Annotated in this window: 22 protein-coding genes; 8 read left to right on the plus strand and 14 right to left on the minus strand. The window is 58.9% G+C overall.

The annotated features are described in order from the left end of the window. Positions 1-40 precede the first annotated feature (40 nt). The 5 genes from B2A78_RS07215 to B2A78_RS07235 form a co-directional block, all read right to left on the minus strand. Positions 41-688 carry a site-2 protease family protein gene (locus tag B2A78_RS07215; protein ID WP_077729235.1) on the minus strand — a complete coding sequence of 216 codons (648 nt, stop codon included), beginning with the start codon at positions 686-688 and terminating at the stop codon, positions 41-43. Positions 689-717: 29 nt separating this feature from the next. Further along, entirely contained in the window at positions 718-1,338 is a 621-nt protein-coding gene (locus tag B2A78_RS07220; RefSeq protein ID WP_077729236.1) for an L-threonylcarbamoyladenylate synthase, read from the minus strand. 88 nt (positions 1,339-1,426) lie between these two features. After that, positions 1,427-2,116 carry a tRNA (adenosine(37)-N6)-threonylcarbamoyltransferase complex dimerization subunit type 1 TsaB gene (tsaB, locus tag B2A78_RS07225; RefSeq protein ID WP_077729237.1) on the minus strand — a complete coding sequence of 230 codons (690 nt, stop codon included), beginning with the start codon at positions 2,114-2,116 and terminating at the stop codon, positions 1,427-1,429. After that, positions 2,113-4,044 carry an ATP-dependent DNA helicase gene (locus B2A78_RS07230; RefSeq protein WP_346425835.1) on the minus strand — a complete coding sequence of 644 codons (1,932 nt, stop codon included), beginning with the start codon at positions 4,042-4,044 and terminating at the stop codon, positions 2,113-2,115. Before B2A78_RS07230 ends, tsaB begins: the two co-directional genes overlap by 4 nt. Before the next feature lies 1 nt (position 4,045). Continuing rightward, positions 4,046-4,579 (minus strand): hypothetical protein, encoded by a 534-nt coding sequence (locus B2A78_RS07235; protein ID WP_077729238.1) that lies wholly within the window; start codon positions 4,577-4,579, stop codon positions 4,046-4,048. 326 nt (positions 4,580-4,905) lie between these two features. Here B2A78_RS07235 and B2A78_RS07240 point away from each other — a divergent pair, with 326 nt between their 5' ends. After that, the gene (locus B2A78_RS07240) at positions 4,906-6,144 is read left to right on the plus strand and encodes a DUF1015 family protein (protein WP_077729239.1); all 1,239 of its coding nucleotides are present in this window, start codon (positions 4,906-4,908) and stop codon (positions 6,142-6,144) included. Between the two features lie 83 nt (positions 6,145-6,227). Here B2A78_RS07240 and B2A78_RS07245 read toward each other — a convergent pair whose 3' ends face one another. Next, entirely contained in the window at positions 6,228-6,623 is a 396-nt protein-coding gene (locus tag B2A78_RS07245; protein ID WP_077729240.1) for a TraR/DksA family transcriptional regulator, read from the minus strand. Further along, positions 6,620-7,339, minus strand: a complete 720-nt coding sequence (locus tag B2A78_RS07250; protein ID WP_077729241.1) for a protein-L-isoaspartate(D-aspartate) O-methyltransferase — start codon at positions 7,337-7,339, stop codon at positions 6,620-6,622. The genes B2A78_RS07245 and B2A78_RS07250 overlap by 4 nt, the downstream gene beginning before the upstream one ends. Positions 7,340-7,407: 68 nt before the next feature. Here B2A78_RS07250 and B2A78_RS07255 point away from each other — a divergent pair, with 68 nt between their 5' ends. Together B2A78_RS07255 and B2A78_RS07260 are read left to right on the plus strand one after the other, a co-directional pair. After that, positions 7,408-8,292, plus strand: coding sequence for a carbohydrate kinase family protein (locus B2A78_RS07255; protein WP_077729242.1), 885 nt, complete (start codon positions 7,408-7,410; stop codon positions 8,290-8,292). 10 nt (positions 8,293-8,302) lie between these two features. Further along, positions 8,303-9,160 carry a CheR family methyltransferase gene (locus B2A78_RS07260; RefSeq protein ID WP_205780691.1) on the plus strand — a complete coding sequence of 286 codons (858 nt, stop codon included), beginning with the start codon at positions 8,303-8,305 and terminating at the stop codon, positions 9,158-9,160. Between the two features lie 12 nt (positions 9,161-9,172). Here B2A78_RS07260 and lgt read toward each other — a convergent pair whose 3' ends face one another. Next, positions 9,173-10,003 carry a prolipoprotein diacylglyceryl transferase gene (gene lgt / locus B2A78_RS07265; RefSeq protein WP_205780692.1) on the minus strand — a complete coding sequence of 277 codons (831 nt, stop codon included), beginning with the start codon at positions 10,001-10,003 and terminating at the stop codon, positions 9,173-9,175. A gap of 302 nt (positions 10,004-10,305) precedes the next feature. Between lgt and B2A78_RS07270 the strand changes: the two genes are divergently transcribed. Then, a complete protein-coding gene (locus B2A78_RS07270) occupies positions 10,306-10,770 on the plus strand; it encodes a DUF6763 family protein (RefSeq protein WP_077729244.1) in 465 nt (154 codons plus the stop codon). Between the two features lie 102 nt (positions 10,771-10,872). Beyond that, positions 10,873-11,448, plus strand: coding sequence for a hypothetical protein (locus B2A78_RS07275; RefSeq protein WP_077729245.1), 576 nt, complete (start codon positions 10,873-10,875; stop codon positions 11,446-11,448). 224 nt (positions 11,449-11,672) lie between these two features. On the opposite strand, the gene B2A78_RS07280 is transcribed toward B2A78_RS07275, so the two are convergent. Then, positions 11,673-12,575, minus strand: a complete 903-nt coding sequence (locus B2A78_RS07280; protein WP_077729246.1) for a diaminopimelate dehydrogenase — start codon at positions 12,573-12,575, stop codon at positions 11,673-11,675. Between the two features lie 190 nt (positions 12,576-12,765). Next, positions 12,766-13,500, minus strand: a complete 735-nt coding sequence (locus B2A78_RS07285) for a SagB/ThcOx family dehydrogenase (protein ID WP_077729247.1) — start codon at positions 13,498-13,500, stop codon at positions 12,766-12,768. Between the two features lie 476 nt (positions 13,501-13,976). Between B2A78_RS07285 and B2A78_RS07290 the strand changes: the two genes are divergently transcribed. The 3 genes from B2A78_RS07290 to B2A78_RS07300 all read left to right on the plus strand — a co-directional run bounded on the left by B2A78_RS07290 (position 13,977) and on the right by B2A78_RS07300 (position 19,120). Then, the gene (locus tag B2A78_RS07290) at positions 13,977-14,477 is read left to right on the plus strand and encodes a Spy/CpxP family protein refolding chaperone (RefSeq protein WP_168175371.1); all 501 of its coding nucleotides are present in this window, start codon (positions 13,977-13,979) and stop codon (positions 14,475-14,477) included. A gap of 516 nt (positions 14,478-14,993) precedes the next feature. Continuing rightward, the gene (locus B2A78_RS07295) at positions 14,994-16,154 is read left to right on the plus strand and encodes a hypothetical protein (protein WP_077729249.1); all 1,161 of its coding nucleotides are present in this window, start codon (positions 14,994-14,996) and stop codon (positions 16,152-16,154) included. 452 nt (positions 16,155-16,606) lie between these two features. Then, positions 16,607-19,120 carry a PAS domain S-box protein gene (locus B2A78_RS07300; RefSeq protein WP_077729250.1) on the plus strand — a complete coding sequence of 838 codons (2,514 nt, stop codon included), beginning with the start codon at positions 16,607-16,609 and terminating at the stop codon, positions 19,118-19,120. Between the two features lie 63 nt (positions 19,121-19,183). Here B2A78_RS07300 and B2A78_RS07305 read toward each other — a convergent pair whose 3' ends face one another. From B2A78_RS07305 to B2A78_RS07325, 4 genes are all read right to left on the minus strand, one after another. Beyond that, on the minus strand, positions 19,184-20,413 hold the full coding sequence (locus B2A78_RS07305; RefSeq protein ID WP_077729251.1) for a dicarboxylate/amino acid:cation symporter: 1,230 nt from the start codon (positions 20,411-20,413) through the stop codon (positions 19,184-19,186). A gap of 762 nt (positions 20,414-21,175) precedes the next feature. Further along, positions 21,176-24,343 carry a discoidin domain-containing protein gene (locus B2A78_RS07315; RefSeq protein ID WP_168175372.1) on the minus strand — a complete coding sequence of 1,056 codons (3,168 nt, stop codon included), beginning with the start codon at positions 24,341-24,343 and terminating at the stop codon, positions 21,176-21,178. 42 nt (positions 24,344-24,385) lie between these two features. After that, on the minus strand, positions 24,386-26,101 hold the full coding sequence (locus B2A78_RS07320) for an SbmA/BacA-like family transporter (RefSeq protein ID WP_077729254.1): 1,716 nt from the start codon (positions 26,099-26,101) through the stop codon (positions 24,386-24,388). 412 nt (positions 26,102-26,513) lie between these two features. Next, positions 26,514-26,975 (minus strand): hypothetical protein, encoded by a 462-nt coding sequence (locus B2A78_RS07325; RefSeq protein WP_077729255.1) that lies wholly within the window; start codon positions 26,973-26,975, stop codon positions 26,514-26,516. Between the last annotated feature and the right edge of the window lie 14 nt (positions 26,976-26,989).

The following is a 26,989-nucleotide window of genomic DNA, read 5'->3' on the forward strand; positions in this document are numbered from 1 at the left end:
CGGTCACAACGGTCTTTTCACAATCGGCCAGATCAGTCATCTATAGACCGGCAAAACCGAAAAGCAACCTCTGCATAGCATAGATCGGAAAGCCCAGAATCATGGACAGCCCTCCGGTGGCGATCAGCGCCAGCAGAATGAAGAAACCGTAGGGTTCGATCTGACTGAATTTGATGGCCAGCCTGGGCGGCAAGAAACTTGCTGCGATCCGCCCGCCGTCGAGCGGCGGAATCGGAAGCAAGTTCAGAAGCATCAGCACGATGTTGATGACGATGCCGGCGACACCCATGAGACCCAAGGGTATCGACACGTAATCAAAATCCACGGCGCTGGCCAAACGGGCGACGAGCGCCCAGGCGATCGCCATCAAGAAATTAGCAGCGGGTCCTGCAACGGCGACCAGCGCCATATCCCGCTTCGGGTGACGCAGTTTGCCGAAATCCACCGGGACGGGCCTGGCCCAGCCGAAGATAAAACCGCCCAGCGCCAACAGCACTCCAGGCACCAACAAGGTGCCCACGGGGTCGATGTGGTGTAGCGGGTTCAAAGATAAACGGCCGAGCCGAGCCGCGGTGTTGTCGCCCAGCATCTTGGCGACCCAGCCATGGGCCACTTCATGCAGGGTAATGGCGAACAGGACCGGGAGGATCCAGATGGCGAAACGTTGAGCGAAGGTAAGTTCTTCCATTGGTGCAATCTTTGTAGGAATGAACGTGGTTACTGAAGCGAGGCGACGATGCCCGACCCCTGCCGGACGATCTCCGGCGTGTCTTCGATAAAGCCGATGATAGTGGTCGGCGTATAGGGAACGACTCCGGCATCGATGATCAAATCCACCTCTTTCTCGAGGCGGTCGCGAATGTCTTCGGGGTCGGTCATGGCGTCATCATCGCCGGGGAGAATCAGGGTCGAACTGAACAATGGCTCGTTCAGTTCCGCTACCAGCGCCAGCGTGATCGGATTGTCCGGCAGGCGGATACCGATGGTTTTGCGCTTTGAATGTTGCAGGCGACGCGGCGTTTCGCGGGTCGCTTTGAGAATAAAGGTGAACGGCCCCGGCGTCAGCGATTTGATCAGTCGGAATGCTTCGTTGTTGATCTTCGCGAAAGTCGATATCTGCGACAGATCCCTGCAGACCAAGGTGAAATTGTGATCTTCCTCCAACTGGCGAATTCGGCGGATGCGGTCCAGCCCGGATTTATTATCCATCTGACAGCCGAACGCGTAGGAGGAATCGGTCGGATAAACGATTACGCCCCCTTCGCGAATGATCTCGACGCTTCGGCGAATGAGCCGAGCTTGCGGGTTGTCCGGGTGGATCTGAAAATATTGAGCCATCCCGATAGTTTACTATAGAGGCCCCCTCCTCAGGGATTTTTCCCTTTCTCTGCGTTTTTCGACGGGACCGCTACAAAGATCGATCCGCCTACGTTCGTGAACCCGGCTTTTTAGCGACATTGTCGCGCAGATAAACCGGCAGCGCCTGTTCCGGCTCCACAAAGAAACCGCTGCCGAAAGCATCGGCGCCAAGACGAGCCACCATCGCCGCGCGCGGAAAGCGGTCGGGCAGAATCCTTTTTACGTCGCTGCCCAAACGCTCCTGGAGAACCGAACCGTAGGTCTTCCATCCACTGCCGATACCGACGCCTTCGGCATGATCGGGAAACGAAACGCGTTCGGCCGGCCGTACCGATTCTTCGCCCAAAAGCTCCGCCAACCCCGATTCTCCCCTACGGTAGACCGCCCAGTAGACTTCGCCCATGCGCGCATCGATGCAGGAAAATGCGACCTTTTCCGGAGACTCGATCAAGGCATCCTGCGCCAGGGCCGCCAGCGTCGAAACCGGAACCACCGGCAGATCGACGGCGAACGAAATCCCCTGAGCCACGCCGGCCGCGATGCGGACGCCGGTAAAAGAGCCGGGCCCCCGTCCGAACGCTAAAGCATCGACTTGCGAAACCCTGACTCCGGCTTCGGCCAGCAAGGAGTCGATCATCGGCAGAATCAGCCGATTATGCTGCTGCGGCGCAAGCTCATAACGTTCGAGAACGGTGTCATCGATCAGCAAGGCGGCCGAACACGCTTCCGTGGCGGTTTCGATGGCCAGAATCTTCATACCGCGATCTCTTTTTCGAATTCACTGGAGAAAAACCGCTGCACATCGGCGAGCAAACGGGTCCTCGGCGTATCCGGCAGGCTGTTCAAAAAAACCTTCCCGTAGGAGCGGGACAAAATCCGCGGATCGCACAGCATCAGCACGCCGCGATCCTCCTGATCCCGGATCAAGCGCCCCACGCCCTGCTTGAGCGCGATGGTTGCGGCCGGAAGCTGATAGGTCGCAAACGGATTCAGTCCGTTGCGGCGGAGGGTTTCGAGCCGGGCATTGAGCACCGGGTCGCTGGGTGAAGCGAACGGCAATTTGTCGATAATGACGCAGGAAAGCGCCGGTCCCGGAACGTCGACCCCCTCCCAAAAGCTCCCGGTGCCCAGGAGAATACCGTTGCCGGCCTGCTTGAAGGCTTCCAGAAGCACCGCTTTGGGCTGGTTGCCCTGAACGAACAGCGGATAATCGAGATGCTGCGCGATCAAAGCCGCAGCCTCCGACAAGGCCTGATGCGAGGTGAACAACATGAATGCCCTGCCCCGGCTGGCCTTCAAAACCGGCAGCGCGGCTCGCACCACGGCCTGGGTGAAGCCGTCGACCGCCGGGTCCGGAAGCCCCGGCGGCAGAAGCAACAAGCACCGGTTCCGGTAATCGAACGGGCTTTCCCAAGCCCGGCAATCGGCACCGCCGAGTCCCAGTTGTCCGACGAAATGATCGAACCGGCCGCTCACCGTGAGCGTTGCCGATGCGAAGATCCAGGCGGCCTGACTGTGCTTCCGAAACCGCGCGAATTCGCCGGCGATGGCCAACGGGGTCCGGTTCAGGGAAAAACTGTGCTTATAGACCTCGAACCAGCGTACGGCTTCGCTGCCTTCGTCCTTGTCGAAAGTTTCCAGCCGCACGCCCAAATCCGTACAACGTTTCCAACACGACTCGAGGCCTTTGCTGCGAACGGCGGCTTCTTTCAGGATGGCTTCGAGATCGTGCAAATGCCGGCGCAACTCGGCGAGCTTTTCGGTTACCGCCGAATCGTCCGCCACCTTGTGCCACGCCTCCCGCCGCGAAGGGTCGCCCAAAGCCTGCCGCAGCTCCGCCGTCAATTGCTCGAGCAGTTCCGCTTCTTCGAGCAGCTGCGGCATATCTTTCGCGTTCTTGAGCCGCTCGACCAGGATATCGTCCGCCAACCCGTGGAGCTGGCGGGAGCTGATGCCGAGACCCAGAAACTGGGCCGCCGATTCGACGAATTGATGAGCCTCGTCCACCACGATCGCTTCGCAGTCGGGCAAGAGCTCGCCGAAGCCGTCGTTCTTCAAGGTCCAGTCGGCCCACAGCAAATGATGATTGATCACCAGAATATCGGCATCCTGAGCACTGCGGCGTGCCTTCACCAAGAAACAGTCTTCGTATTGGGGGCATTCCTGCCCCAGGCAGTTGTCTCCGGTCGAGGTCACCGAAGACCAAAGCACCGAGGATTCCGGCACATTGACGACTTCGGCGATGTCACCGGTCCGGGTGGTCTTGCTCCAGCGCCGGATCGCCTCCAGGGCGTACGCCTCGCGTGGGCCGTAACCCGCCTTGAATCCCAGGGTGTTTTGCAGACGGTACGGACACAGATAATTGGCTCGCCCTTTCAGAAGTACCGCCTTGAACGGCACGGCCAGCGCTTGCCGGACCATAGGCAGGTCCTTGCGGAAAAGCTGATCCTGGAGAGTCTTGGTGGCGGTCGAAACGATGACTTTCTTGCCGGACAAAGCCGCCGGAACCAAATAGGCCAAGGTCTTGCCCGTGCCGGTACCTGCTTCCGCGACCAGGCAGCTCTTGCCGTCGATTGCTTGTTTGACGGCTTGCGCCATCTCCGCCTGTCCCTGGCGCGGGCGAAACCCCGGCAAGCACCGGGCGAACGGGCCTTCCGCCCCCAAGATCGAAAGCAAATCCGGCAATTCAGTTCCCGGCTTTCTGCTCGGCCATCGCCGCACCGGCCAGGTCGCCTTTCGCCCGGCGCGCCTGCGCAATAATGGACCAGTTCTTTTGGGTCAGCGGCTGGCTTCCCCTCGCAAGCTGGTTCGATTTTTTCGCCAGATCTTCGGCAAGGCCCGGCTGATGCTGCTGGAGCCGAATTTCGGCCAATTGATGCCACAACAGAGGATTGCGCGGCTGAATGCGTATCCCTCTTTCCAGTGCGGAGGCGGCATTGTCCAGTTGCCCGCTTTTGCGGTTGTTTTCGGCCTCGCTCAACAAGGCCAGAACTGCAGGCGATGAAGCGACGGGCTCGCTTCTGACGGGTGGTTTCGCTCTCCATGACGGAGCAGGGGTTTCTCTCGCGCCTGCCTGTGGAGTACCCGGCTGGCGCTCGGCCGTGGACTCGCCCGGTATCTGGCCAGGTTGGTAAATCCCGCGAGGCTGATTCGAAACGCTGACACAGGCGGCTTGCAAAAGAAGCGTTGCAACGAAAATCGGACGATAGGCTTTGCTCATGTTGAAATGAAGACCTCGATACAAGGGGCTGAAACTGCTAATGGTAGAACAAGACGCATAGTCGTAGGTCGGCAATCCTTTGCCGACAGCCACGTCGGGAAGGGATTCCCGACCTACAGCCGGGGCACTACACTAAACCGGGAAATGCTCTAGCCTCGAAAGATGAGGGAGAATACAGGACATCGTCATTGGGCTCCAGTTCGCCATTCCTTGCTCCATTGGACCAACGACCCGGTGAAATTACTGACAGCCGCACGAGTCATTACTGAAATAAGGTTTCTCGGCTCCGGTGTTAGAATTCAGCCATTGCCCTCAGGAAAACGACCATGCCCCTCATCCGCCCCTTCTCCGCTCTCCGTCCGGCGCCCGGTCGCGCCGCGGAGGTTATCTCACCGCCCTACGACGTGTTGAATACCGAAGAAGCCAGAACGCTGGCGGCGGGCCGTCCGTGGAGCTTTCTGCACATTTCCAGACCGGAAATCGATTTGCCGCCCGGAACCGACGCTTACGCTCCGGAGGTTTATGCCAAGGCCGCGGACAATCTGAAGCGGATGCTGAATTCCGGCATCCTGAAGCGGGACGACCGGTCGCTCTATTATGCCTATCGCCTCGTCATGGGCGACCATACGCAACTGGGCCTGGTCGCGACGGCCAGTGTCGCCGCTTACGACGCCAACCGCATCCGAAAACACGAGTTCACCCGCCCCGACAAGGAGGACGACCGGGTACGCCAGATCGTGGCGTTGAACGCTCAGACCGGTCCGGTGCTTTTGGCGTATCCCGATGCGCCCGAGATCGACAGCCTGTTGGCGAAAACCGCCGAGCAACCGTCCGAAGCCGACGCGGTAGCGGAGTCCGGCGTGCGGCATACGTTCTGGAGCATTCGCGATGAAGATACCATCGCCCGGCTCACCGAACTTTTCGACGCGCTGCCGGCCCTGTATATCGCCGACGGGCATCACCGTTCCGCCGCGGCTTCGCGGGTTGCGGCCTCGCGCCGGCAATCCGATCCCGGCCATACCGGCGATGAAAGCTACGAATACTTTCTGTCGGTGATATTTCCCAAGAGCCAGATGCGGATCATGGATTACAACCGGTTGGTCAAGGATTTGAACGGTTTGAGCGAAGCGGAGTTTCTGAGCCGGGTGTCCGAGCGCTTTGCCATAGAATCGGCCGACAATCCGGTGAAACCGGAAAATCCCGGCCAGTTCGGCCTGTATCTCGGCGGACACTGGCGCAAGCTGACCATAAGACCCGAGTTGATCCCCGCGGACCCGGTGGCACGGCTCGACGTCAGTCTCTTGCAGGACAATCTCATTTCGCCGGTCCTCGGCATCGCCGATCCCCGCCGCGACCGGCGGATCGACTTCGTCGGCGGCGTCCGCGGCTTATGCGAACTGGAGCGCCGCGTCGATTCCGGAGAAATGGCCGTGGCGTTTTCGCTGCACCCTACCCGCATGGAAGACTTGATGGCTGTGGCCGATGCGGGAAAGGTCATGCCCCCGAAATCGACCTGGTTCGAGCCCAAGCTGGCGGACGGGTTGGCGTCCCACGTGCTGGATTAGCCCGGATCGATCGAATGGCGGGTGCGAGGACCGGCGGATCTCTATCCGGTTCCGCACGGCACCGCCGCATATCCGGCCGTTCCCTATAAGCTCGGCGAAGTGGCGGCGTGGGTATGCTCGTATCGCTCCTGGCAATCGTGGCACCTCAGCGCCGCGGGATTTACCTTCAGCCGAGGATAGCCGATCTCCCCTTCGCACTCGATACAGATACCGTACTCGTTGTTGGCGATTCTGAGCAGGGCTGCGTCTATCGCCTGAAGCTCCCGAATGTGCCGGTCGATGATGGCCAGGTTGAGGTCCACCAGTAAGTCCGCGACGGATTCCTCCTCCATGTCGTGAACCTGACCGGCGAGATCGATGTATTGCTCGTTATCCGAAGACAAGAGTTCCTGACGGATTTCTTCCCTGAGATCTCGATAGCGGCTCTTGAGCGCCAGTTTCAGCTCGTTGATCTGGGCATCCGATAATTTTACAGTCATGGTCGTTCTCCATCCGTATTCGTTCGATCGATGCGCGTCACGGATTCGCGCTCCGGTTCGATCATCGAGTCTCCTGTGAGCGGCACGAAGGCCACATCCAAAATGCTCCGGGTTTCGATTTGGCGTTGCTCGTCCTTCTCCACCAGCATCAGTTCCTGGTGGCGATAAGGCAGCCCGATAGGGATCACCATCCTGCCTCCGGGCCTGAGCTGATCGAGCAAGGCTTTCGGCAGGTACGGGGCGGCCGCCGTGACGATGATGCCGTCATAGGGCGCATGTTCCGGCCAACCGTGATAGCCGTCGCCGGCACGGACCTCGACGTTGGCGTAGCCGAGGCGCATCAGCCGCTCTTTCGCCTGCTCGGCCAGTTCCGCAATGATTTCCACCGTGTAAACCCGCTTAACCAACAGCGACAGGACCGCCGCCTGATAGCAGGAACCGGTGCCGATTTCCAGAACGATGTCGTCCGGTTCGGGATCGAGGAGATCGGTCATCAAGGCCACGATGTAGGGCTGGGAGATGGTTTGACCGTAACCGATGGGCAGGGGTCCGTTTTCGTACGCGTAAGCCTTGGACTCGGAAGGCACGAAACGGTCACGAGGGACTTTTCGCATCGCGTCCAGCACCCTCGGATTCAGCGTGTCTTTGCCGATCAGATGCCGGGTGACGGTAACCTCCTCCTCGATCTCGCGCATCATGCGAGACAATCTAGTCATAAGACCTCGTTTGGTCCGAGCGGCGGAATAGGCTTATCTTACGCTTTAACCGACGGCTAAGGTTAAACATGATTACCCGATTTATCTGTGCCGGGAGCTTGAACGCGGATCTCACGTTTCCGGTCGAGCGCCTGCCGGAAGAACACGAAAAACTGCGCTGCCGAAAATGCGCTTTGAACTACGGCGGATCGGCCGCCAATACGGCCTATTGGCTGGCGCGGCTCAACCAGTCTGTACGAATGCTCGGGTGCGTGGGCGACGACCCCTTCGGCACGCTTGCCATCGCGGCGCTGGCCGAAGCTGGGACGGATACGAGCCTGATTCAGCGCACCAGCCGGAGTCTTACCGGAATGGCCGCCATTTTCGCGACTCCCGGCAGCAAGCGCATGGTCACTTCGGGCGGGGCGAACGCTTGCTTCGATCCGGCGGAGATCGATGGCCGGATTTTTTACCCTGGCGCGCACTTGCACGTGGCGACCTCTCTGCACGAGCTCGCGTTGCCCTTGATCCGTCTCGCCAAGGAACGGGGCGCCACCGTCTCCTGCGATCTGGATGAAGGGCCTACGGAAGAAATGATCCCCCGGCTGGATTTGATCTTCATGAACCAAACCGAGCTGCGCCGCTGGACCGGTTCGACCGATCCGCGCGAAGCGCGGAAGCGTCTCTCGCCTTCAAGCTTTTTGGTCGTTACCCAGGGCGCCCGAGGGGCGGTGGCGTTGGGACCGAGCGGCGAATACGCCCATCCCGCGTTCCCGGCGACAGAGGCCGATCGAACCGGCGGTGGCGACGCCTTCGACGCCGGCTTTCTGTACGGACTTGCACAAGGGGCCGCCCCCGAAACCTGTCTGCGCTTCGGCTTGCTTCTCGCTGCCCAAGTGATCGCGAGCGAAGGAAGCCGTCCACGGTCGGTCGACGCGGCAAGGGTTCTCCGGGCCTCTCTGCGGACTCCCTGAATGTTCGGCGTTGCGCGAACCCTTGATTCAGAAGGACGCAACGGTGACGGACCAGGAAGCTAAATGGGTGGATTTCTTGCAATGGGCCTTGCCGCGCCTGGAACTGCGCTGGCCGGGGTTCCGCAAAGTCCGGCGTCAGGTGATCAGGCGCATCGCTCGACGTATGGCGGAATTGCAGATGGATGATCTCGACGCTTATCGCCGCCACCTCGAAACTCACGCGGAGGAATGGCCGCGGCTCGATAGTTTCTGCCGAATTACGATCTCCCGCTTTTACCGCGACCGCCGGGTCTTCGATATTCTCGCCCGCGACGGATTGCCGGAGCTGATTCGCTTCTGCCGAACCCGCGGTGAACGCCGTATCTGCAGCTGGAGCGCAGGCTGCGGCGCCGGCGAGGAGGCGTACACGCTGACTTTGATCTGGGCGCTGCAAATCGCGCCGCAGGTTCCGGATATCGCGTTTGAACTGACCGCCACTGATGCCGATCCGGATCAGATTGCCCGAGCCCGGCGCGGCTGCTATCCGCCGAGCAGTTTCAAGGAATTGCCGCCGCCTTGGCGCGACCTAGCCTTCACGGAAAATCAGGGACGGTACTGCATCAAACCGGAATATCGCGGACCGGTGAGCTGGGCCGCGCAGGATCTGCGCAAAACCTTGCCGGACGGCCCCTTCGATCTCATTCTCTGCCGCAACCTCGCATTTACCTACTTCTCGATCGCCCTGCAGCGGGACATCCTGCACGGTCTCGACGCTCGCCTGTCGACCGGAGGGCTTCTCGTGATCGGCGCGCACGAATCGCTGCCCGAAATGCCGCCCGAATGGAATCCTTGGCGACCAGAACTGCCCATCTACCGCAAAGGTCGATAATCCGTTTCGCGATCAAGCATCCGACTGGGGCGGCGCGGCATTCAAATCGGCTCCGAACGCCCGCTGCAAGCGCCACGCTCGCCGCACCAAATACATCCCGACCAGCATCGCCGGAATACTCAGCCATTGGCCCATGGTAATCGTCCAGCCGGACTCGAAAGCGGCCTGGCCCTCCTTGAAGAATTCCAGGACGAAGCGGGTACCGAATACCAGGATGAAAAAGCGACCGAACATATAGCCCTCAGGCACGCTATTCCCGCGCCTGAGATAAAAGCGAAACTGGACCAGAAAAATCAACAAGTAACAGAAAGCCTCGTAAAGCTGTACCGGGTGGCGCGGCAGCAAATCGACCCGGGCGAAGACAATCGCCCAGGGAACGTCGGCGGGGTGGCCCAGGATTTCCGAGTTGAAGAAATTGCCGATGCGGATCAGGCATCCGGACAAAGGTACGGTAACGCCGATGCGATCGCACACCCAGAGGAACGATTGATTGGTCGCCCGACGGGAATATAGCCAGACCGCGATCAGAATGCCGACCACCGCGCCGTGGCTCGCGAGCCCGCCTTCCCACACCGCGAGGATTTTCCACGGATGCGTCAGATAAAAACCCGGATTGTAAAACAGCACGTGGCCCAAGCGGGCTCCGATCACGGTTCCGGCAAGGACGAACAGCACCAGATCGTAAACCTCGTCCTCCGGCCGTCCCTCACGCCGAAACAAGTAACGGAAGACGAACAGACCGTAGACGAAAGTCGACGCGAAGAAAAGTCCGTACCAGTGGACCGGAAGCTGGAAAGCGCCTATGGAAATGGTGAAGGCGACGGGCGAAATATCCCACAGCATGACGAACATGTCCTTCGGTGGTTGCGGTTGATGAAAAGTTCTCTGATCGGCTGACCGTTGAGGTTTAAGAATTTCTTCTGCTATGTGAGCTTTGTCAATTTAGAGCGTTTGCACGCCCGATCGATGATCCGGCGACGGCTCTCGGCCGTTTCGTCCAATTTAAACTTCCATCTGCTTTGCAGACCTAAAGGATGGACAGACTCAATTTCGATTCGGCTAGCTTACCGGCCGAGCGTTCCTTAGGGTATCCGAGCCGCTCGCCGGTAGAACGAGATCTCGGTGTATAAGACGAGGGCATAACGATGAATTCTGAAGCGGATCCTATTGTCGGCAATTGGTACCAACATCTGGACAAGGGTCAAGCCTTCCAGGTCGTCTTCGTGGATGAGGAGGCGGATTTGGTGGAGATCCAGCATTTCGACGGAGATGTGGAAGAGATGGATTTCGATGCCTGGTACCGGCTCGAGATTCAGCCTATCGAGGCGCCGGAAAACTGGAGCGGGCCTCTGGACGTCTCGGAAGTGGACGATCTCACGGGTACCGAAGTCTCCGATACGCCGCCCGAAGATTGGGTCGAGCCTCTGAAGGAAATCGAAAAGCCCCAGGAGCGGCCGACCGGTACAAGCGCGGAAGAAGGAGGAGACGAGTGGGGTGAGGGATTTCCGGAAGAAGAGCCCTTGGAACAGGAGCCTTCGGCAGAAGCTCCGGAAGAGCCCGGCGAGAAAAAGTCGCGGCAAGGAAGCGGTGAACCTTGGTCGGAGGAATGATCGAGCCTTTTCGAGCAGAAAATTGCTGTCGCTCGGACAACGGTATGGCTAATCCTCCCAAAACTTCTAAAATCAAGGCGCTTTATCAAAGGAGGCGCCAAGATGAAAACTATGCCATACCGAAAATGGGTCGATTATGTCATAGGCTTTTTGAGTCTCGTCGCCTGGATCACGCTGTTCGGTTCAGGACTGCTGATTTCGTCACGCCCCTATCGCGACCATCTCGCAGCATCATTCAATTGGCTAGATTTCGTCGTCGCAGCTTCTCTTTACACCTACACCAACGTCGCCATCCTGACATGCCTCTCTGGCGTGATAGGTGGAGTATCGAGCCGGTTGACATTCAAGGGGTATCAAGCAGAGACCGAAGACCAGGATCAACCCGCAGACTCCGACCAGGCATTGGCTTCCGTAAGCATGGCCTACCGGGTGGAGTCTCCATTGGCCAGCATGTGCCGTAGCTTTCTGGTTTATCTGCTGTACATCGCTGGTTTGGCCATCGGAATTCCCGGTGGAACGACGGAAGCGATCAGCGAGACGAATGCAGCCCAGTATCTCAGGATGGCGGGACTGTTATCCTTGCTGGGATTTGCTGTCGGTTACGATCCGACCTTGTTTCACGCATTCTTGGCCAACATCCCTTCGCCGATTCGAAAGAAAACAGGCGAACATAGCTAATTCCATTCGGCATTCGAGTGAACATTCATCGTAGGATGGGTAGAGCGAAGCGAAACCCATCGATGGTGGGTTAGCCCCTAGGCTCCGCTCGGGACAGGCCCTTCGACAGGCTCAGGACAGGCTCCGCGTAACCTACCGATCCGAGGTCGCTCTCCCGGTGATCAGCCGGAAATTCTGCTTCTTGTGAACGGAAGAATCGAGATATAAGGATGCACGGCAGCGACTCAGAGAAACGTCTGTTCCGAATCCTTACGCAACTCACCCCAAAGGGCGCCCAGAGGCAGATCGAACAGCGAATAAGCGCGAGGCTTCAAACCGGGCAGCGCACGGGCCGCCGCCAGCATCATTTGAGCGCTCAGGGCGGCCTCGGAAAGGCGCGCTTCGAACATCAGATACTGGTGTTTGGTTTGACCGGCCGAACCGTGGCGTTGCAGCAGTACGCCGTGCTCGTCCTCGAGCGCCGCCATACTCTCGACCTGAAATACGGTGGTGATGTCGCCCCCGAACAGCGGGTCAGCGGCAACGGCCGCTTTCACTTCTTCCAGTCTCGCGCCGTCCGCCAATTCGACATAGACATAGCGCTCCATCTGCCCGTCGGCGTTCCGGTGTTCCGTCGAAAGCGCCCCCTTAACTCCCGGTACGGAGCCGGCCAGCGTGGTGTGATGCAGGCTGATGCCGGGCCTATGACTGATGTCGGTGTGTCCTTTCGGCGTGAGCAGAGCGAACAAATCCCGCATCAAGGACAGCGCCCCAGGGTCCCAGCCGGCGCCCACGACAGCGGGCCGCTCGAAGCGGATCGCCCAGCGATCTATGGCCTGCTTGTGCTCAAGAACAGCCTCGCCATGAAATCTTGCGCACTCGACGACGGGCAGACCCAGTTGGAGCAAATCGTGTACGCAGCCCCTAACCCACTCCGCTGGGATACAGACCAACACCGCATCGAGACCGGACAATTCGCGGATATGGGAAACGACACGAATCCGATCGAAGGGAGCGGGCAGGATCTGCGCCGACTCCGGTCGGCGCACGACACCGGCCAAGACAATCTGTTCGTCGTTCCGTGCCGCTTCGGCACACGCCAAACCGAGTCTGCCGAAACCGACGATGGCAATGTGCAAACGTCGCATGGTTCACTCCCTGAATGATCAAAACCGTCAATCGGCACGGTGCCGTTCCAGGATACAAGGGGGATCGCTCTCGCCGCCGGCGTCTCTTGGAGGGTATGTGGGAAGCCTCGCGGGCAGCCCAAGAGCGTGCCCGTCCTAGGCTCAGTCGAAAGGGCCTCTATGGGACGCGAGTAGCTTCTCGCATAACCTCTTAGCGCGGCTTTCCGATGGGCACCAAATATAGGATCTTCTCCTCCGCTGGAAGGTCCAGAACTTGCGCCGACCACTCGTCATCGAATGCCCCGACCGGCGTACCGCCAAGTCCCAGGGCTACCGCCTGAAGCAAAACGTTCTGCGCCGCATGCCCGGCTTCCGCATGGACGTAGGCGCGGCCGCGGGAGCCGTACTTCGCGGTCGTTCGCTCCTCCACGGCAGCGAATACCAGGATTGCCGCGCTGTCTTTCAGCCAATCCTGATGCATTGCCGCGGCGGCGAGATCGGCCCGAAAATCGCCGCGACGGATCACCTCCAGCCGGTGCCGTTGAGGGAGATACCGGTAAATGCCTGCCGGCAGATTGAGAACGTCGCCGCCCACTAGGTACAGCTCCAACGGATAAAGCGCACCGGCCGAAGGGGCGGTGCGGAGCTGATCGTCGTGGGTGATTCCCTGAGCGGCCCATAAGAGCTGAGATACGTCTTCCAACGACATCGGCGTCCCGAGAAACTCCCTAACCGAATCGCGCCTGTGCAAGGCCTCTTCCAATGACATGGAACCCGCGGTATGCGGCGCGGGCAGAACAATGATCTCGGCGGCTATCACGCGGTGTCTCCCGGTATCGACCGATCTCGCGGAGAGTAAAGACGCATAGGCCGTAAGAGCACTTGCCAAGATAATTCGAAGCACGAAAAACCGGGGGGCGCAGCGTCCGTAGAAAGCCTTCCGCATCGTCTATCTCCTTTACTAGAACAATAACCGGCTTTTCGGTCGAAGCCCAAGAATCCGAACAGGTTACAGCCATGCCCGAACACCGGGACAACGACAATCCAGTCGTACATGCCGGCTTCCTACAAGGATACGCTTTAATCTTTGATAGACCATAGTGCGCAGCCTTCGTTTGCGAAAAAATCTTGAAGTCCGCGAATCGTCGACCAACTGCCGTCGGCACGAGGCTCACGAGAGCGGTGGTCCAGGCGGAACTAGGCCACGGGCTGTCCGATCGAATATTTCGATGACGGTCGAAATTGGCTCAGGGCCGAGTCGCCTGGTTGTTCAAGTTCGATGGCCGACGCGATTAGTGCTTTCCGGTGCTCGTTATGTCCAACGTTCTCCCGGGGCACACTCGACGATGCGCTTACCGGGCGTTGCTCGTCGGCCTCGAAGCGCAATGATCTGACAATCGGCGTTGGATGACGAGGAAACCCATGAAAAAGCTCTCCGCTTTGTTGACGGCATCGGTTTTTGCATTAACCGCATGGGGATTGCCGGCAGCCGCGAAGACGCCCGCAACCGAAAGCCAGCCGCGCGCCATGGACAGCGCGCATGGCGTCAAGCTGCGCAAGCTATTGGAAAGCTTGCAAGAAGGCGGATTGCGGGCGCATGAAAGCTATGAAAACGTGATGCTTCGCCACGTCAACGAGCTCAAGCTCTCCGACGAACAAATCGGCAAGATCGTGCGGATACACCAAGACAATCAGCAAAAGATCAAGGAAATCGGCAAGAAACTTCGTGAAACCCAACGATCGGCCTATCGGCTCTTTCTGAACCCGGCGAGCGACGAGGCGGCTATCCGCATTGCGGCAAAAAATCACTCGGCGGCTTTCGACGCATTGGTGAACACGGCTTTGAGTTCCCGCGCGGCGATCAATGCCGTATTGACTCCGGAGCAACTTAATCAATTGAAATCGCTTGGGGCTGAACCGTAGCATCGATCCCCATGCTCAAGAGTCCGACCATTCGCAGGCGTATATCTTTGGGTTTACTGGCAACCGGGGGAGTGCTGTTTCTGCTTGCTCCGGAGAACGCCTGGATTGGCCTGGTTTTTCTAGGATTCGGGGTATTGCTGGAAACCCTCGGGTTCTTGTTGGGACATTCCGGGCACTCATGAACAGTGCCGGAGACATCGGACTTGTGGACCGGCACCGTTCAAGACGTGGTTGACGCGCTGCACGGAATGCGTCCATGCGGCATGCCACTATCGACGGCAAGTCGATTACCCCCCCGACTGGACACGGAAAAATTCAAATCATAAAGTGGCTCGGTGTCGCGGCGGATATCGACGAGCCAAAAGGACTCGGATTGCCGTTCGTAGGATTGATAAGGGAGCCGCCGCATAGTAGCTCGGAAGGCCATTACCACGGAGACTACTCCCCACAAAGCGAACGAAGTTCGCATAACCGGGGTCTCAGTCGCAGCAAAACCCGCTTTTCACCGGAGCAGCAATGATCACCGACACACACGGGCAGTACGACAGACTCGGCCCGGGAGCCTCGCAGACCGGAGCAAGCGAACTGTTGAAATCCCATTATGCTGAGCGCGGCTTTCTACCAGAACAGGACCCCCTCACGGCCTTCCCTTACGATTCCCGCTACGCCGTAATCGACGAGGTCGGCCGTGATTTGCCGAGCCTTCTGCATGACGTAGGATTTCGCGCTTATGCGCGGGAGCTCGATATCCCGAGCTGGGAGGAACCGGTCACTGCCGAAACACTGCCGCAGCTTCGGCTGTACTACCTACGGATCGGTTTTCTCGCCTCCGCTTATGTCAATCAGGTCGGGATGGAACCGGCGCGAATGCTGCCGCGCAACATCGCCGTACCGCTGGCAAAAGCCTGCCTGCTGTTGGGGCGTCCGCCGATTTTGAGCTACGACGGCTATGCCTTGTATAACTGGAAGCGCTTCCGCAAAGACCAGCCGATTCGATTGGGGAACATCGACACGATCCAGAATTTCGTTCACATGTACGATGAACACTGGTTCATTCTGGTACATGTGGAAATCGAGGCGATTGCCGCAGACATTCTGGCGGCCATTGCTTCGGTCAAACGGAAATTCGCCGTCGATCCGGATTCCGACATCGGCACCGAACTGTGGCAAATCGAAAGTGCAGTGCGACGCCAAGTCGAAGTGCTCAAACGGATACCCGAGAAAATGGATGCACGCCTGTATTACAAGACTTTTAGGCCGTATATCCGATTTTTCGACGGCGTGACTTATGAGTGCGTGGACCAAGCGCCTATCCGATTCCGCGGCGAGACCGGCGCGCAGAGCAGTATCATGCCGACTTTGGTTGCGTTCCTGAAGATTCCGCACCAGCGTTCGGCTTTGACCGATCATTTGGCCGACATGCGGAACTACATGCCTATCGAACATCGCCGGCTCATCGAGGAGGTCGAGGCCATGCCGAACGTCCGACACCCCCGCTACAAAGAATCTTTTAATGCCATACTCGAGGCGATTGCCTCTTTCCGCCGTGTCCATTACGGCTGGGCGCAGGAATATATCAATCGCTGGACCGGCGACCCGAGGGGAACCGGCGGAACCCCGTATATGGAATGGCTCCGGCAAATGATTTTGGAGACCGAAGCCTATCAGCAAAGGTAGACCGTCCCTGGTCCGGTTTGGTGCGACACCTGATGCACCAAGATCCTCGGCTTATATCTTCTCGATAAATTGTTTCCGGCTGATGACAAGCTGCGGACGGCCTGTACCACCTGCCGAACTTCAGGCAGTGAAAACAGAGCGGCGTTCACATCGGCGAAAGCGCAGCTATCGGCGAGCCCCGCGTTTAGGACAAACTCAAAGAAACTTCCACCAAATATCGCGTAAGGCTCTAAAATCATGGAAACCAGGACGGGTTTGAATAGGTCAAACCGCGATGAATAACCACACCCCGGTACCGAGACGCGCAGTGCTCCCGCGAATGTATCCCGATAGCAACTCATTCTCGGCGGTCTTTAATGGTCCATCGGTCTCCGATTGCGTCGATGCCATAAGGAGACACTAACGTTCAGGGAGCGGAAGAAGTAAACTCCGCCGTCCCAGCGTGCAGCATCATGAAACAGATCAATCCCTGCTCTTTTGAAACTCTCTGGGATCGCGCGAAGCCCAAGCCGAGCGAAGCAATATCGCCCGAGAATCAAACGCTGTGCCAGGCTCTTTTCGAAGCCTTGCCGGATGCTATCGCGGTCGTCGATTCTCAAGGCCGCATCCGGCAAATCAACGCGGAGCTGGAGCGATTGTTCGGCTACGATCGAGAAGATTTACTGGGTCGACCAATCGAGAGCTTGATTCCGGAGCGCTATAGAGCACGTCATATCGATCACCGGCAGCACTACCGCGCAGCGCCTTATCGGCTCAAGATGAGCCAGCGCCCCGAACTCTACGGCCTGCGACGGGACGGCAGCGAGTTTCCCGTGGACGTCCATCTGGCGCCCATCAAGGCGGAGGAAGGTACCTTAACCATAAGCGTCATACGCGATATCACTCCCCACAAGACTGCCGAGGCCGAAATCCAGGAGCACGCGCACCGCAAGGCTATTCTCGCCGATCTGAGCCAATCGGCCCTGGCCGGCACCAGTCTTGATCGGCTGATGAAGCACGCCGTGGAACAGATCGCCCAGTGTCTCGACATCGAGTACACGAAAATCCTGGAGCTTCTTCCCGATGGTCGGGCCTTACGATTGAAGGCGGGTGTGGGCTGGCGAGAAGGATTGGTTGGAGAAGCAACGGTCAGCGCCGGTTTGGAGTCTCAAGCAGGTTACACGCTGCTAATCTCCAAACCGGCCGACGAGAGCACCCTGATCGCCGGCGAACCGGTCATCGTCGACGACCTTCGCAGCGAGACGCGCTTCAGCGGTCCGCCTCTGCTCTTCGAGCACGGCGTCGTGAGTGGCATGAGCATCACCATTCCCGGGTATGCGCGGCCCTACGGCGTGTTGGGCGTGCATACCAAAAAGCACCGCGCTTTTACCGAGGATGATGCCCAATTCCTGCGCGCCGTTGCCTATACGCTGGCTTTGGCCATCGAGCGCCGGCAAACCGAAGAGGCCTTGCGCGAAAGCGAAATGCGCGCCCGGCGCTTGGTGGAAGCCAATATCATCGGAGTGTTTGAGGGAATCGAAGACCAGATCTGCAATGCCAACCAGATCTTCCTCGATATGTTGGGTTACAGCCGTGAGGATCTGCAGGCGGGAAGATTACGCTGGCCGGAGATGACGCCGCCCGAATACCAAGCCTTGGATGAAGCGGCCCGGAACCAGTTATTGGATCACGGCGCGATCACGCCTTTCGAGAAAGAATTCATCCGTAAGAACGGCACTCGGGTGCCGATCCTGATCTGCGCCACTGCGCTGGAACGCTCACCGTTCACCTGGATCGCGTTCATCGTCGATTTAAGCGAGTACAAGCGGCTGGAAGACTCGTTGCGGCGCCGAGCGGCCGAGCTTGCCGATGCTGACCGCCGCAAAGACGAATTCCTGGCGATGCTGGCCCATGAGCTTCGGAATCCTCTGGCGCCGATCCGTAACGCCGTCCATATCCTGCATCGCCAAGTGCCGCTACTGCCCGAGAGTCAACGGCCGCTCGAAATGATCGAGAGGCAGACCCAGCACCTGGCTCGGCTGGTGGACGACCTTCTCGATGTTTCAAGGGTCACGCGCGGCAAAATCAACCTGCACAAACTGCCCGTGGATCTCGTGGCCTTAACCGCTCGGGTCGTGGAAAACCACCGGCCCAGCGCATCGGCGCATCAGCATACCGTCACGCTGACTCTGCCGCCCTGTCCTCTTTATGTCGAGGGCGATGATGTTCGATTAACGCAGGTACTCGACAATCTTCTCAATAACGCCAACAAGTACACTCCGGACGGCGGACACATCTGGGTGACCGTCAAGGACCGGAAGGACGAAGTCCTCGTCTCGATTCGAGACAGCGGTATCGGAATTGCCGAGAACGATCTGTCCGAAGTCTTCGACCTCTTCGCCCAAGTCGATCCGGGGATCGACCGTGCCCGCGGAGGATTGGGCATCGGGCTCTCACTGGTCAAACGGCTGGTGGAAATGCACGGGGGCTATGTCGAAGCGCGCAGCGACGGACCTGGAAAAGGCAGCGAGTTCATTATCTACCTCCCGCTTTTGTCTGCAAAAACCGAGCTGGTTTCCCACTCTTGGAGCGCTCTACCGGCGTCCGAAGCACCGCCCGTGCTACGGGTTCTGGTGGTGGACGACAATTACGACGCGGCGGAATCGATGGCCCTGCTGGTGAAGCTGTGGGGACATGAAACACGCATCGTCCATGACGGCCGGTCCGCAGTGGATATATGCCAGACGTATAAGCCGGATGTGGTTTTGCTCGATCTCGGTTTGCCGGGAATGAGCGGCTATGAAGTCGCTCAGCACTTACGAAAGGAATACGGAGACTCGATGACGCTTTTCGCCCTGACGGGGTACGGACAAGCCGAAGACCGACAGCGAAGCGCAGCGGCCGGTTTCAATCATCATCTGGTCAAGCCGATCGACCCCGGTATCCTCAAGACCTTGCTCGCCTCACGCGAGGTAAGGCCAGCCTAAAGCCAGGGCATCGTCGCGGCACGGTGTTGCCCATCGAGACGGTGCATCCTCAGCCGAGTGCCCTCAATGGCGAAGCTGCTTCTCCCACTTCGACAGAACCGTCGCGGCCACTGCATTGCCCAGAACATTGGTGGCGGAACGTCCCATGTCCAGGAAATGGTCGATAGGCAAGAGCAGTAGCAGCCCCGCTTCCGGGATATCGAACATCGATAGTGCGCCGGTAATGATGACCAGTGACGCCCGCGGCACGGCCGCGATGCCTTTGCTGGTAAGCATCAGCGTAAGCAGCATGATGATTTGCTGGTGAAGCGATAAATCGATGCCGTACGCCTGGGCGATGAACAAGGTCGCGAAGGTCATGTACATCATCGAGCCATCCAGATTGAAGGAATAACCCAAGGGAAGCACGAAACTGGCAATGCGGTTGGGACAACCGAACCGCTCCAGTTCCTGCAGCGTCTTCGGAAATGCGGCCTCGCTGCTGGCCGTACTGAAAGCCAGCAAGAACGGTCCGCCAAGCCGCGAAAGCAAGTTTTTTATCCGCGTCCCAATCACCAGAAATCCCACGCAAATCAGCATTCCCCAGAGCAGTACCAGCGCCAGATAGAACTCGATCATCAGCGTACCGTAGGTTGAGATAATACCTGTTCCCTTCTGGGCAATAATCCCCGCGGCCGCCCCGAACACGGCCAATGGCGCCAACAGCATGACGTAGCCGGTCACCCGCAGCATCACGTGCCCCAGGGCATCCAGCGCGGCGATAATGGGTTCGCCCCGATCTCCAGTTGTTGCCGCCGCCACCCCAAAAAACGATGCGAACACGACGATTTGCAAGATCTCGTTGTTCCCCATGGCTTCCACTACATTTTGCGGAATCACGTGGTGGAGGAGCGTCTTCAGGTCAAAGTGGTTTGCAGGCAGAGCAGCATGTACGGCGTCCTGAGAGACAGGCAGATGGAGCTGAACGCCCGGTTGTGCCAGATTGACCAGGACCATGCCGAGCGAGAGCGAAGCGAGGCTCGCAACGAAGAAATAGAACAGGGCTTTTCCGCCCAGTCGACCGATCGCCTTGACATCGCCCAGCTTGGCGATTCCGACCACCAGAGTCGAGAACACGAGCGGGGCGATGATCGCTTTGATGAGGCGCATGAAAACCTCGGTCAAGAGCGAAACATTACTGACGAACGTTTTGATTTCGTCCGGATCGGGAACGAAACGGCGGACCAGTTCTCCGCAGGCCACACCCAGCACGAGAGCGGCAAGAATGGAGATCGTCAGAATATTTTTTGGCATCTCGCTGAATCAAGCAATGTTCCGGCAAAGCCCGATGGCCGATCCATCTGGCCGAAAAGCATGTCAACCGGCGTTGAAAGTGGAAGAGGACGACGTTAAATGCTGATGTAAGGATCAGCCGCCTTCATTTTCATGGTATCGGCCGATCGATGAATATGAAAGGCGCCGCCCAATTCGGCTCGCCTTATTCGATGATGCGCTTAATTAGGCACCGTATCGGAACTTAGTATAACTATCAGCCGAGGTCCGCGGCTACTTGCAAACACTTCAAGTAGTAAATCGCGGCCATACCTGAACATGAGCGTGGCCGGAAGCAGAAATGCGAGGGGGGCTGCGCGCCTCAACCGGACAGGCTGGGGAAGAGCAGTCAACCGCTAACGGTTGCGTTCGGAATTATCCGACAACGGCACGCCAGCAGGATTTTCGAGCCTTACCATATTGCCAATCACTTACCAAGGAAAAAGCGGTCCGCGTAGGGTGGCGCTTCGCACTTCCTCGGGTACCAGAATGAACACTACGAAGGCAACGGTGGCCAGCAAAGACGTGGCGGATACCGCAAGGCCCACAAAGAAGAATCTGGCAAAGCAACTGATCTGTTGTTTAGACTCTAGAAGAAACATGCAAAAGACTCTTTTGTCAGTTACGTCGATGGTGATCATAGACCCGCTAGAGCACAAGAGTCGTCAGGAAACGGTCAGTTCTCGGTTACGATTCACCCGCAGTTCTTATCGGTGCAAGCGGCTCGCCGTGGAAAATCTCGGGTCAATAGCGGAAAACCACCTCGGCCGGAAGATCCGGAAGTAAGAATCGGCCATTGGTCAACGTCTGCGCCTTGCCGTTCACTTCGATCCGGCGCGGCGCCTGCGGCAGGGGCAGATCGATGATGATGTTTTCCGGCGGGATCGTCAGACCCTCATCGATCCGGATCCGGGTTTCGCCGGGGGCAGGCACTTCGGCATGATAACTCAGTATTCCATAGGACGTTTTCAGCCCCGCGACTCCCACGCCCCCCGCCGCTTCCACCCAATGGCGCGGCAAACCGGCACCGATCACCAGGCGCCGATCGGTCTCTTCGTAAGCAAACAGGGTCAGGAAAGCCTGGATGAATTCCGCCCCGATCCACGAATGAGGCATATCGCCGATGAAACGCGGCGCGAGGGGATCGCGCCAGACGATCTCGGCCCACTGATTCCACGCAGCCGGGCGTCTTCCTTGGAAAAGAAACTGTAGCGTCCTGAACGCCGCATCCCGTTTTCCGAGCCGAACCAGGGCGCCGACATTGCGGAATTCGTAAGGCGCATAGGCCTGCTCATCGAGCTCGCGTCTTATCCGGGCCTCGACATCGCCGGCATAACGACCGAAAGTCCGCTGAAAAACCGGAGCCAGGGGTCCCGTTGCCTCGCCGCCGATCGAAAGGGCGATCGCCGTGGAGGTCGGATCGTAGTCGCCGAGCTCCGCGGAACCGGGAACAAAGTCGATGCCGAACTTGCGTCGAGTCAAGCCGATCGAGCTGTGGACATCGGCGCGCAGAGCATCCCGCAATTCGGCATAGCGGGCCGCTCGTTCGCGATCGCCGACGGCGGCGGCCAATTGGGCGGCATCGTCGATGCCCCGGATTGCCCAGAAATCATCCCAGTAAGAATGGACCGGACGGGCCACATAGCCTTCGTGACTGGCCGATTCCGGTATGAGGCCGAAGAAACGAAAAGCTTCGCCTTTGGTGTAATCCTCGGTCAAACGCTGCCGCCGCAGGGCGGCTAGGTAGTCGATGGTCCGCGTTATGCGGGACCACAAGCTCTTCAGGAACTCGAGGTCGCCGGTATAGCGGTAGTAATTGGCGATTGTGTAAACGAATTGACCGGCACTGTCATGCTCGATCATGGCGTCCGGACCCCACGGGTCCAGGCAGCAGGGAATCGCTCCGTCCGCCGTCTGATAGCCAGCGTACCAGCGGATAAACTCGCGCACCTCCGCCGCATGGCCGAAGGCCAGAAGCGTAGCGGAGGTAATCGCCCCATCCCGAATCCAGGTGCGGCCGTAGCGTCGCGAACCGGGCCGCAAGGCCTGTCCGTCGCGATGAATCAGGATGTAGGCGAGATTGCTCTTCACGGTGCGGACGAAATCCTCCTCGGCCGGCGGCACCCGAAACGCGACCTGCCCCAGATCCCTCTCCCACTTTCGAACGATCTCGGCGTATTGCCTTTCCCAGAATTGGCCGGCATCCGCGCCATGTAGAAGTCTTTTCGGGCTACCCGGATCGCCTTTTGCGGGAAGCGCAAGATAAACATCCCGCGTTTCGTCAGGCGCGAGAACGAGCGGATAACGAAGCACGCCGCTGGCCAATCCGTTCGCATCGGTTACGGCTTTCGCGGGCGGAACGGCGTCTCGAGCCAGATCCAGAGTGATCGGATAACCATCTAAGCTCGTGACGCCGGCTTGGGCGGCCGGCGTCAGCGGCACGACGAGACGGTCGTCGCCCCGGAGAACGGCATTTTCGCATCCAAGCCTGTAGATACGCGAAACGCCGCCCATGGTATGCAGGGATTGCCACGGCGGATTCGCCAGGAACGGGCGCACGGCGAGAAAAAGACTTGCTTTCACGGCCGCTCCAGTGTGGTTCTCGACTCGATAACGGGCAAGGATCGAACCTTTCGGATCATCGCTCGCCAGCGCGGTGACCGTGAGATAGAGCGGCCCTCGTTCCAAGCGCACCGAAGGAATCGGCAGATAGCCGCGTTCGAGAGAGGGCTTAGCGGTTCCGTCGGCCCAGCCATGGAGCCGTCCATCGACATAAAGAAAAGGCTCCACGGAAAACGCACCCTCGTCGACCTCGAGCATGCCGTCTTCGTTCAGAAGGGCTTCGCGTTCCGCACCTCGGCGTTCGGTTCCGGAACTGCCTATCACCGTCCAGTAGGTTTGCTCGCCCAAAAAATAACGGGGGTAAGCCCCCCTTTCGGAATCGCGGGCGATGCGTTCGAACATTCGGTTGGACGAAGAACTGAAGTCGATCGGCGCGACCTCGACGCGGCGAATTCCGAAACCCTTCCCGCGCCGGCTTTGCGCCAGGGAAAGCCGCACGAAACGGGACTCCGACTCAGGCATAGGAATGTAGTCGCGCCGGCCGTTGCCTTGGGTTACCGCATAAGCCCTGTGCCAATTTCGGCCGTCGTCGGAACGTTCGACCGAATACGCCGTGGCATAGTCCTCTGGGTGCCAATCGATGATCAATCCGCCGTACTCCCGGCGCTCGCGGAAGTCCAGAAGCAGCCACTGAGGTTCGCGGTTGCTCGCGCTATGCCATGCCGCTTCGGGGTGCTGATCCAGCAACCGCGCCGGTTCCAGCCCCGGAAGCGAACTCGACGCCGTCAAGAACGGCGATCCGGAATAAGCGCGCTGCGGCGGAAGCGGTTCGAGTCGCAGATCGTCGATCCAGAGCGTGCCGCGGCCTCCGGTTCCGCGCGCGATCACGAACTCGATAAGCCCTAGTTCCGCCAATTCTTTTTCGCCCGCCGGCCCCCAGGCAAACTCGAACCGGCGACGCTTGACGCGCAGCGTCTGCCAGGTTTTGGGGAAACGAAATTCGGGATCTCGGAAGCGCCAGACATTTTTGCCCGACCGGTCGACCAATCGGATCTCGAGAACGTTGGGCGGCGCGGTGCCGCGTAGGGCTAAAGTAACGGCGTAATTATCGGGCAGCGCAATCGGAAACGGCTTGTGGACGATGACTTCGCCGCCGCCCTTCCGGAAATCGAAGTCGATGCGTAAGGCCGATCCCTCCCGGCCCCGGTCCGGCGCCAATGATACTCGGGCTCCCTGCCCTGCGACGGTGCTCCAGCCCTCCCCCCGTCCGAACCTGTCCAACACCTGTGCGGAATCGGCCGGCGCGGTTCCGGCTGCCGCGACAAGCATCAGAAATGCAATGAGTGCCAATCCGAGTCGGAACATAGCCGCCGAGGACAAATCGCTTCCATATTATTCTTCATCCTGAATCAACCGCCATTTCCATCCACCGTCTCCGGCGAGTTCGAGGACGGCATCGTAGTTCTCCAGCTTCTCATCGGTGCCCCTTCGTCCAGTCGTCCATCGACTGAACGTGACATAAGTGATTTCGCTTTTCGAGAGCATCCTCAACAGCTGGCCGGCCTCGTCGGCCCGCATGGAAGTACTGATGCGATCCAGAAAGGCGAAACGCGGGGCGGCCAGCATGAGACGGGCAAAAGCCAATCGCTGCTGTTCCCGGAGCGAAAGCATGTGGTCCCAATCCCGCTCGACATCGAGCCCGCCGATACGCGCCAATATAGGCTCGAGATCCAAAGCGCGCAGCACGCCCAGTATTCGGTTTTCCGCGATCGATTCCTCTGTCCCGCTGCGAACGAGCAATTCCCGCAGCGTGCCCGGTGGAAGGTAGGGCCGTTCCGGAAGAAAGTAAATCTGATTGGACTCGGGTCGAACGATACGCCCCGTTCCGCTATCCCAGATACCGGCAGTGGCTCGGAACAATGCCACTTTGGCCTCCTCGCTCGGCCCGATGACCAAAACCCTGATTCCGGGCGAAATCGAGACGGTCAAATCCTTGATCAAGGGACGGCCATCGCTCGGCGACAGCACGTTCAGCCCCACATAAGCCACGTGCTCGCCTTCGCTAGTCTCGATGGCCGATCTTTCGGGCGCTCGAGCCCCGCTGATGGCCTCGGCCAACGAACCGAGCCGCGCGATCACCGCAGCGAACGAAGAAATCGATTGGAACTGCGTGACGATCAGCGAGAAGGCGCCCACCAAATGGGCGAAGGCTATCGCCGACTGAGTGATCACGCCGAACTCGACGCGCCCTTGAATGAAAAAAGGCGCCACGACGAGGGCGGGGATGATTTGGATCAGGTAGTTATAGCCCGTGGTAAAGAAATTAAGGTTCCGGTTCACCGTGATGATCCGCCGAAAATTTCCCGTCAAATCGTCAAGATGACGCAAGAGCCGGGCGCCAAGCCGCCGTTCGCGGTGCAGCAGCGCCACCGACGCGGCATTCTCCCGGACATGGATGAGATCGGCCCGGAAATTGGCTTCCTTATCGAGCTGGGCATAGTTCAATTCGACCAGCGTTCGGCCCAACACAATGGTCAGGTATGAACCGCCGGCGGCATACGCGATGGTAACGGCGAACAGGATCGGACTGATCGACCACATGACCCCTGAAAATGCCAATACGGTGAACGTGGCATTGAGGAGCATGAGTACGAAGGACAGCGTGGTTGCGGTAAATACCCTTATATCCTCGGCGATACGCTGGTCCGGATTGGTAATCTTCCCGGTTTCATCCAGACGGAAATAGGCCCTGCGCTCGAGGTAGTGGACGACGGCCAATCGCGTCAGCCACTCTCGCCACAGCAAACCGAGCCTTTCTTCGGTAAACCGGAAAATCGCCGCCACCGCCGAGGCCGCGACAAACACGCCGATCCAGAGAAGGGCCTGGCCAGTGAACGCGGACACGTTACGGTGTTCGATCGCCGTCATGAAATCCCGGCCGACGTAGCTGCTGACCACATTCAGGCCATTGACCGCGAACAGCAGGAGAATGAGCCCCGCGAACAGCCGCTTGGCCCGCCCGCCGACTTCGGAGCCGGCGAAACTCTTGACCGAGCGGATAAATTGATCCCAAGTCTGCCGGTTGATCAGTACTTGTCGTCCATCCATCCGTTACGCTACCTGCTGGGGTTGGCCGCTGCCCCGGCGGCTCGAGCCGTGGGTGCCTAGTGGTTGCCGTTGAGTCGCCATGGTCATCCTTCCTTTGGTTCCGTTCGGTCCGAATCCATCCTGTCCAGGCCGGGTACCGCGACTGGCTTATCTATTAATCAGGCCCGTAAATACCCTCCTGGTATTTCGGGCCGCCGCCCAGGCCGGTACACGCCCGGCCTGGGCTCACGCGGCTTGTCGCCGCGCCGGGGCATCCCTGCCCAGGATTAACCCGGCCTATATTTATAGGCCGGGTTAATAACGCCAGTGTGGAGCAAGGCCTTTTCCGTGGCAAGTTCGGGCAAACGTGCTCCATGTTCTAGCACCGGGACCAAACGGGCGAAGATGGGGTATTCGACGATGCGCCCGCTATTCAATACGCCCAAGCTTCGATCTTGCCGTGTTTCGTGTAGACGGAGCCGGGCGACATCAGCCAGCCGGCGTGGTAAACGTGTCGGATTTCTTCCTCGGCCCCGTCTACCGTATTCTCACTCATCGGCATGCCCCATGAGGCATAAAGAGCGCATCGGCTCATGCCCTTTTGGATTCGCTTCTGCTCCACCAGTACCCATTCTTCCGGAGTAACCAAGTTTCGCCGCTCGATTTCATGCCTGTATTGATCTGCCCGGGAATTGGAAATGAACCAGGTAGCGTAAACCGCGTACCCGCGACAAACATCGAGATCGCTGAGACCGTTCAGACGGGCCGGATCGATCGCGCAACCGGAGACACCTATCATGGCCAGCACCAACGGGAGCCAACGAATGCCTATCGCATCGATCGGCCGGGCGCTCACTAGGGGCTCGCCTTCCGAGCTGAACGGTAAGGTAAGCATCTGGACGAATCTAC

The organism is Methylocaldum sp. 14B (assembly GCF_002005105.1).
In the GTDB taxonomy this organism is placed as follows: domain Bacteria; phylum Pseudomonadota; class Gammaproteobacteria; order Methylococcales; family Methylococcaceae; genus Methylocaldum.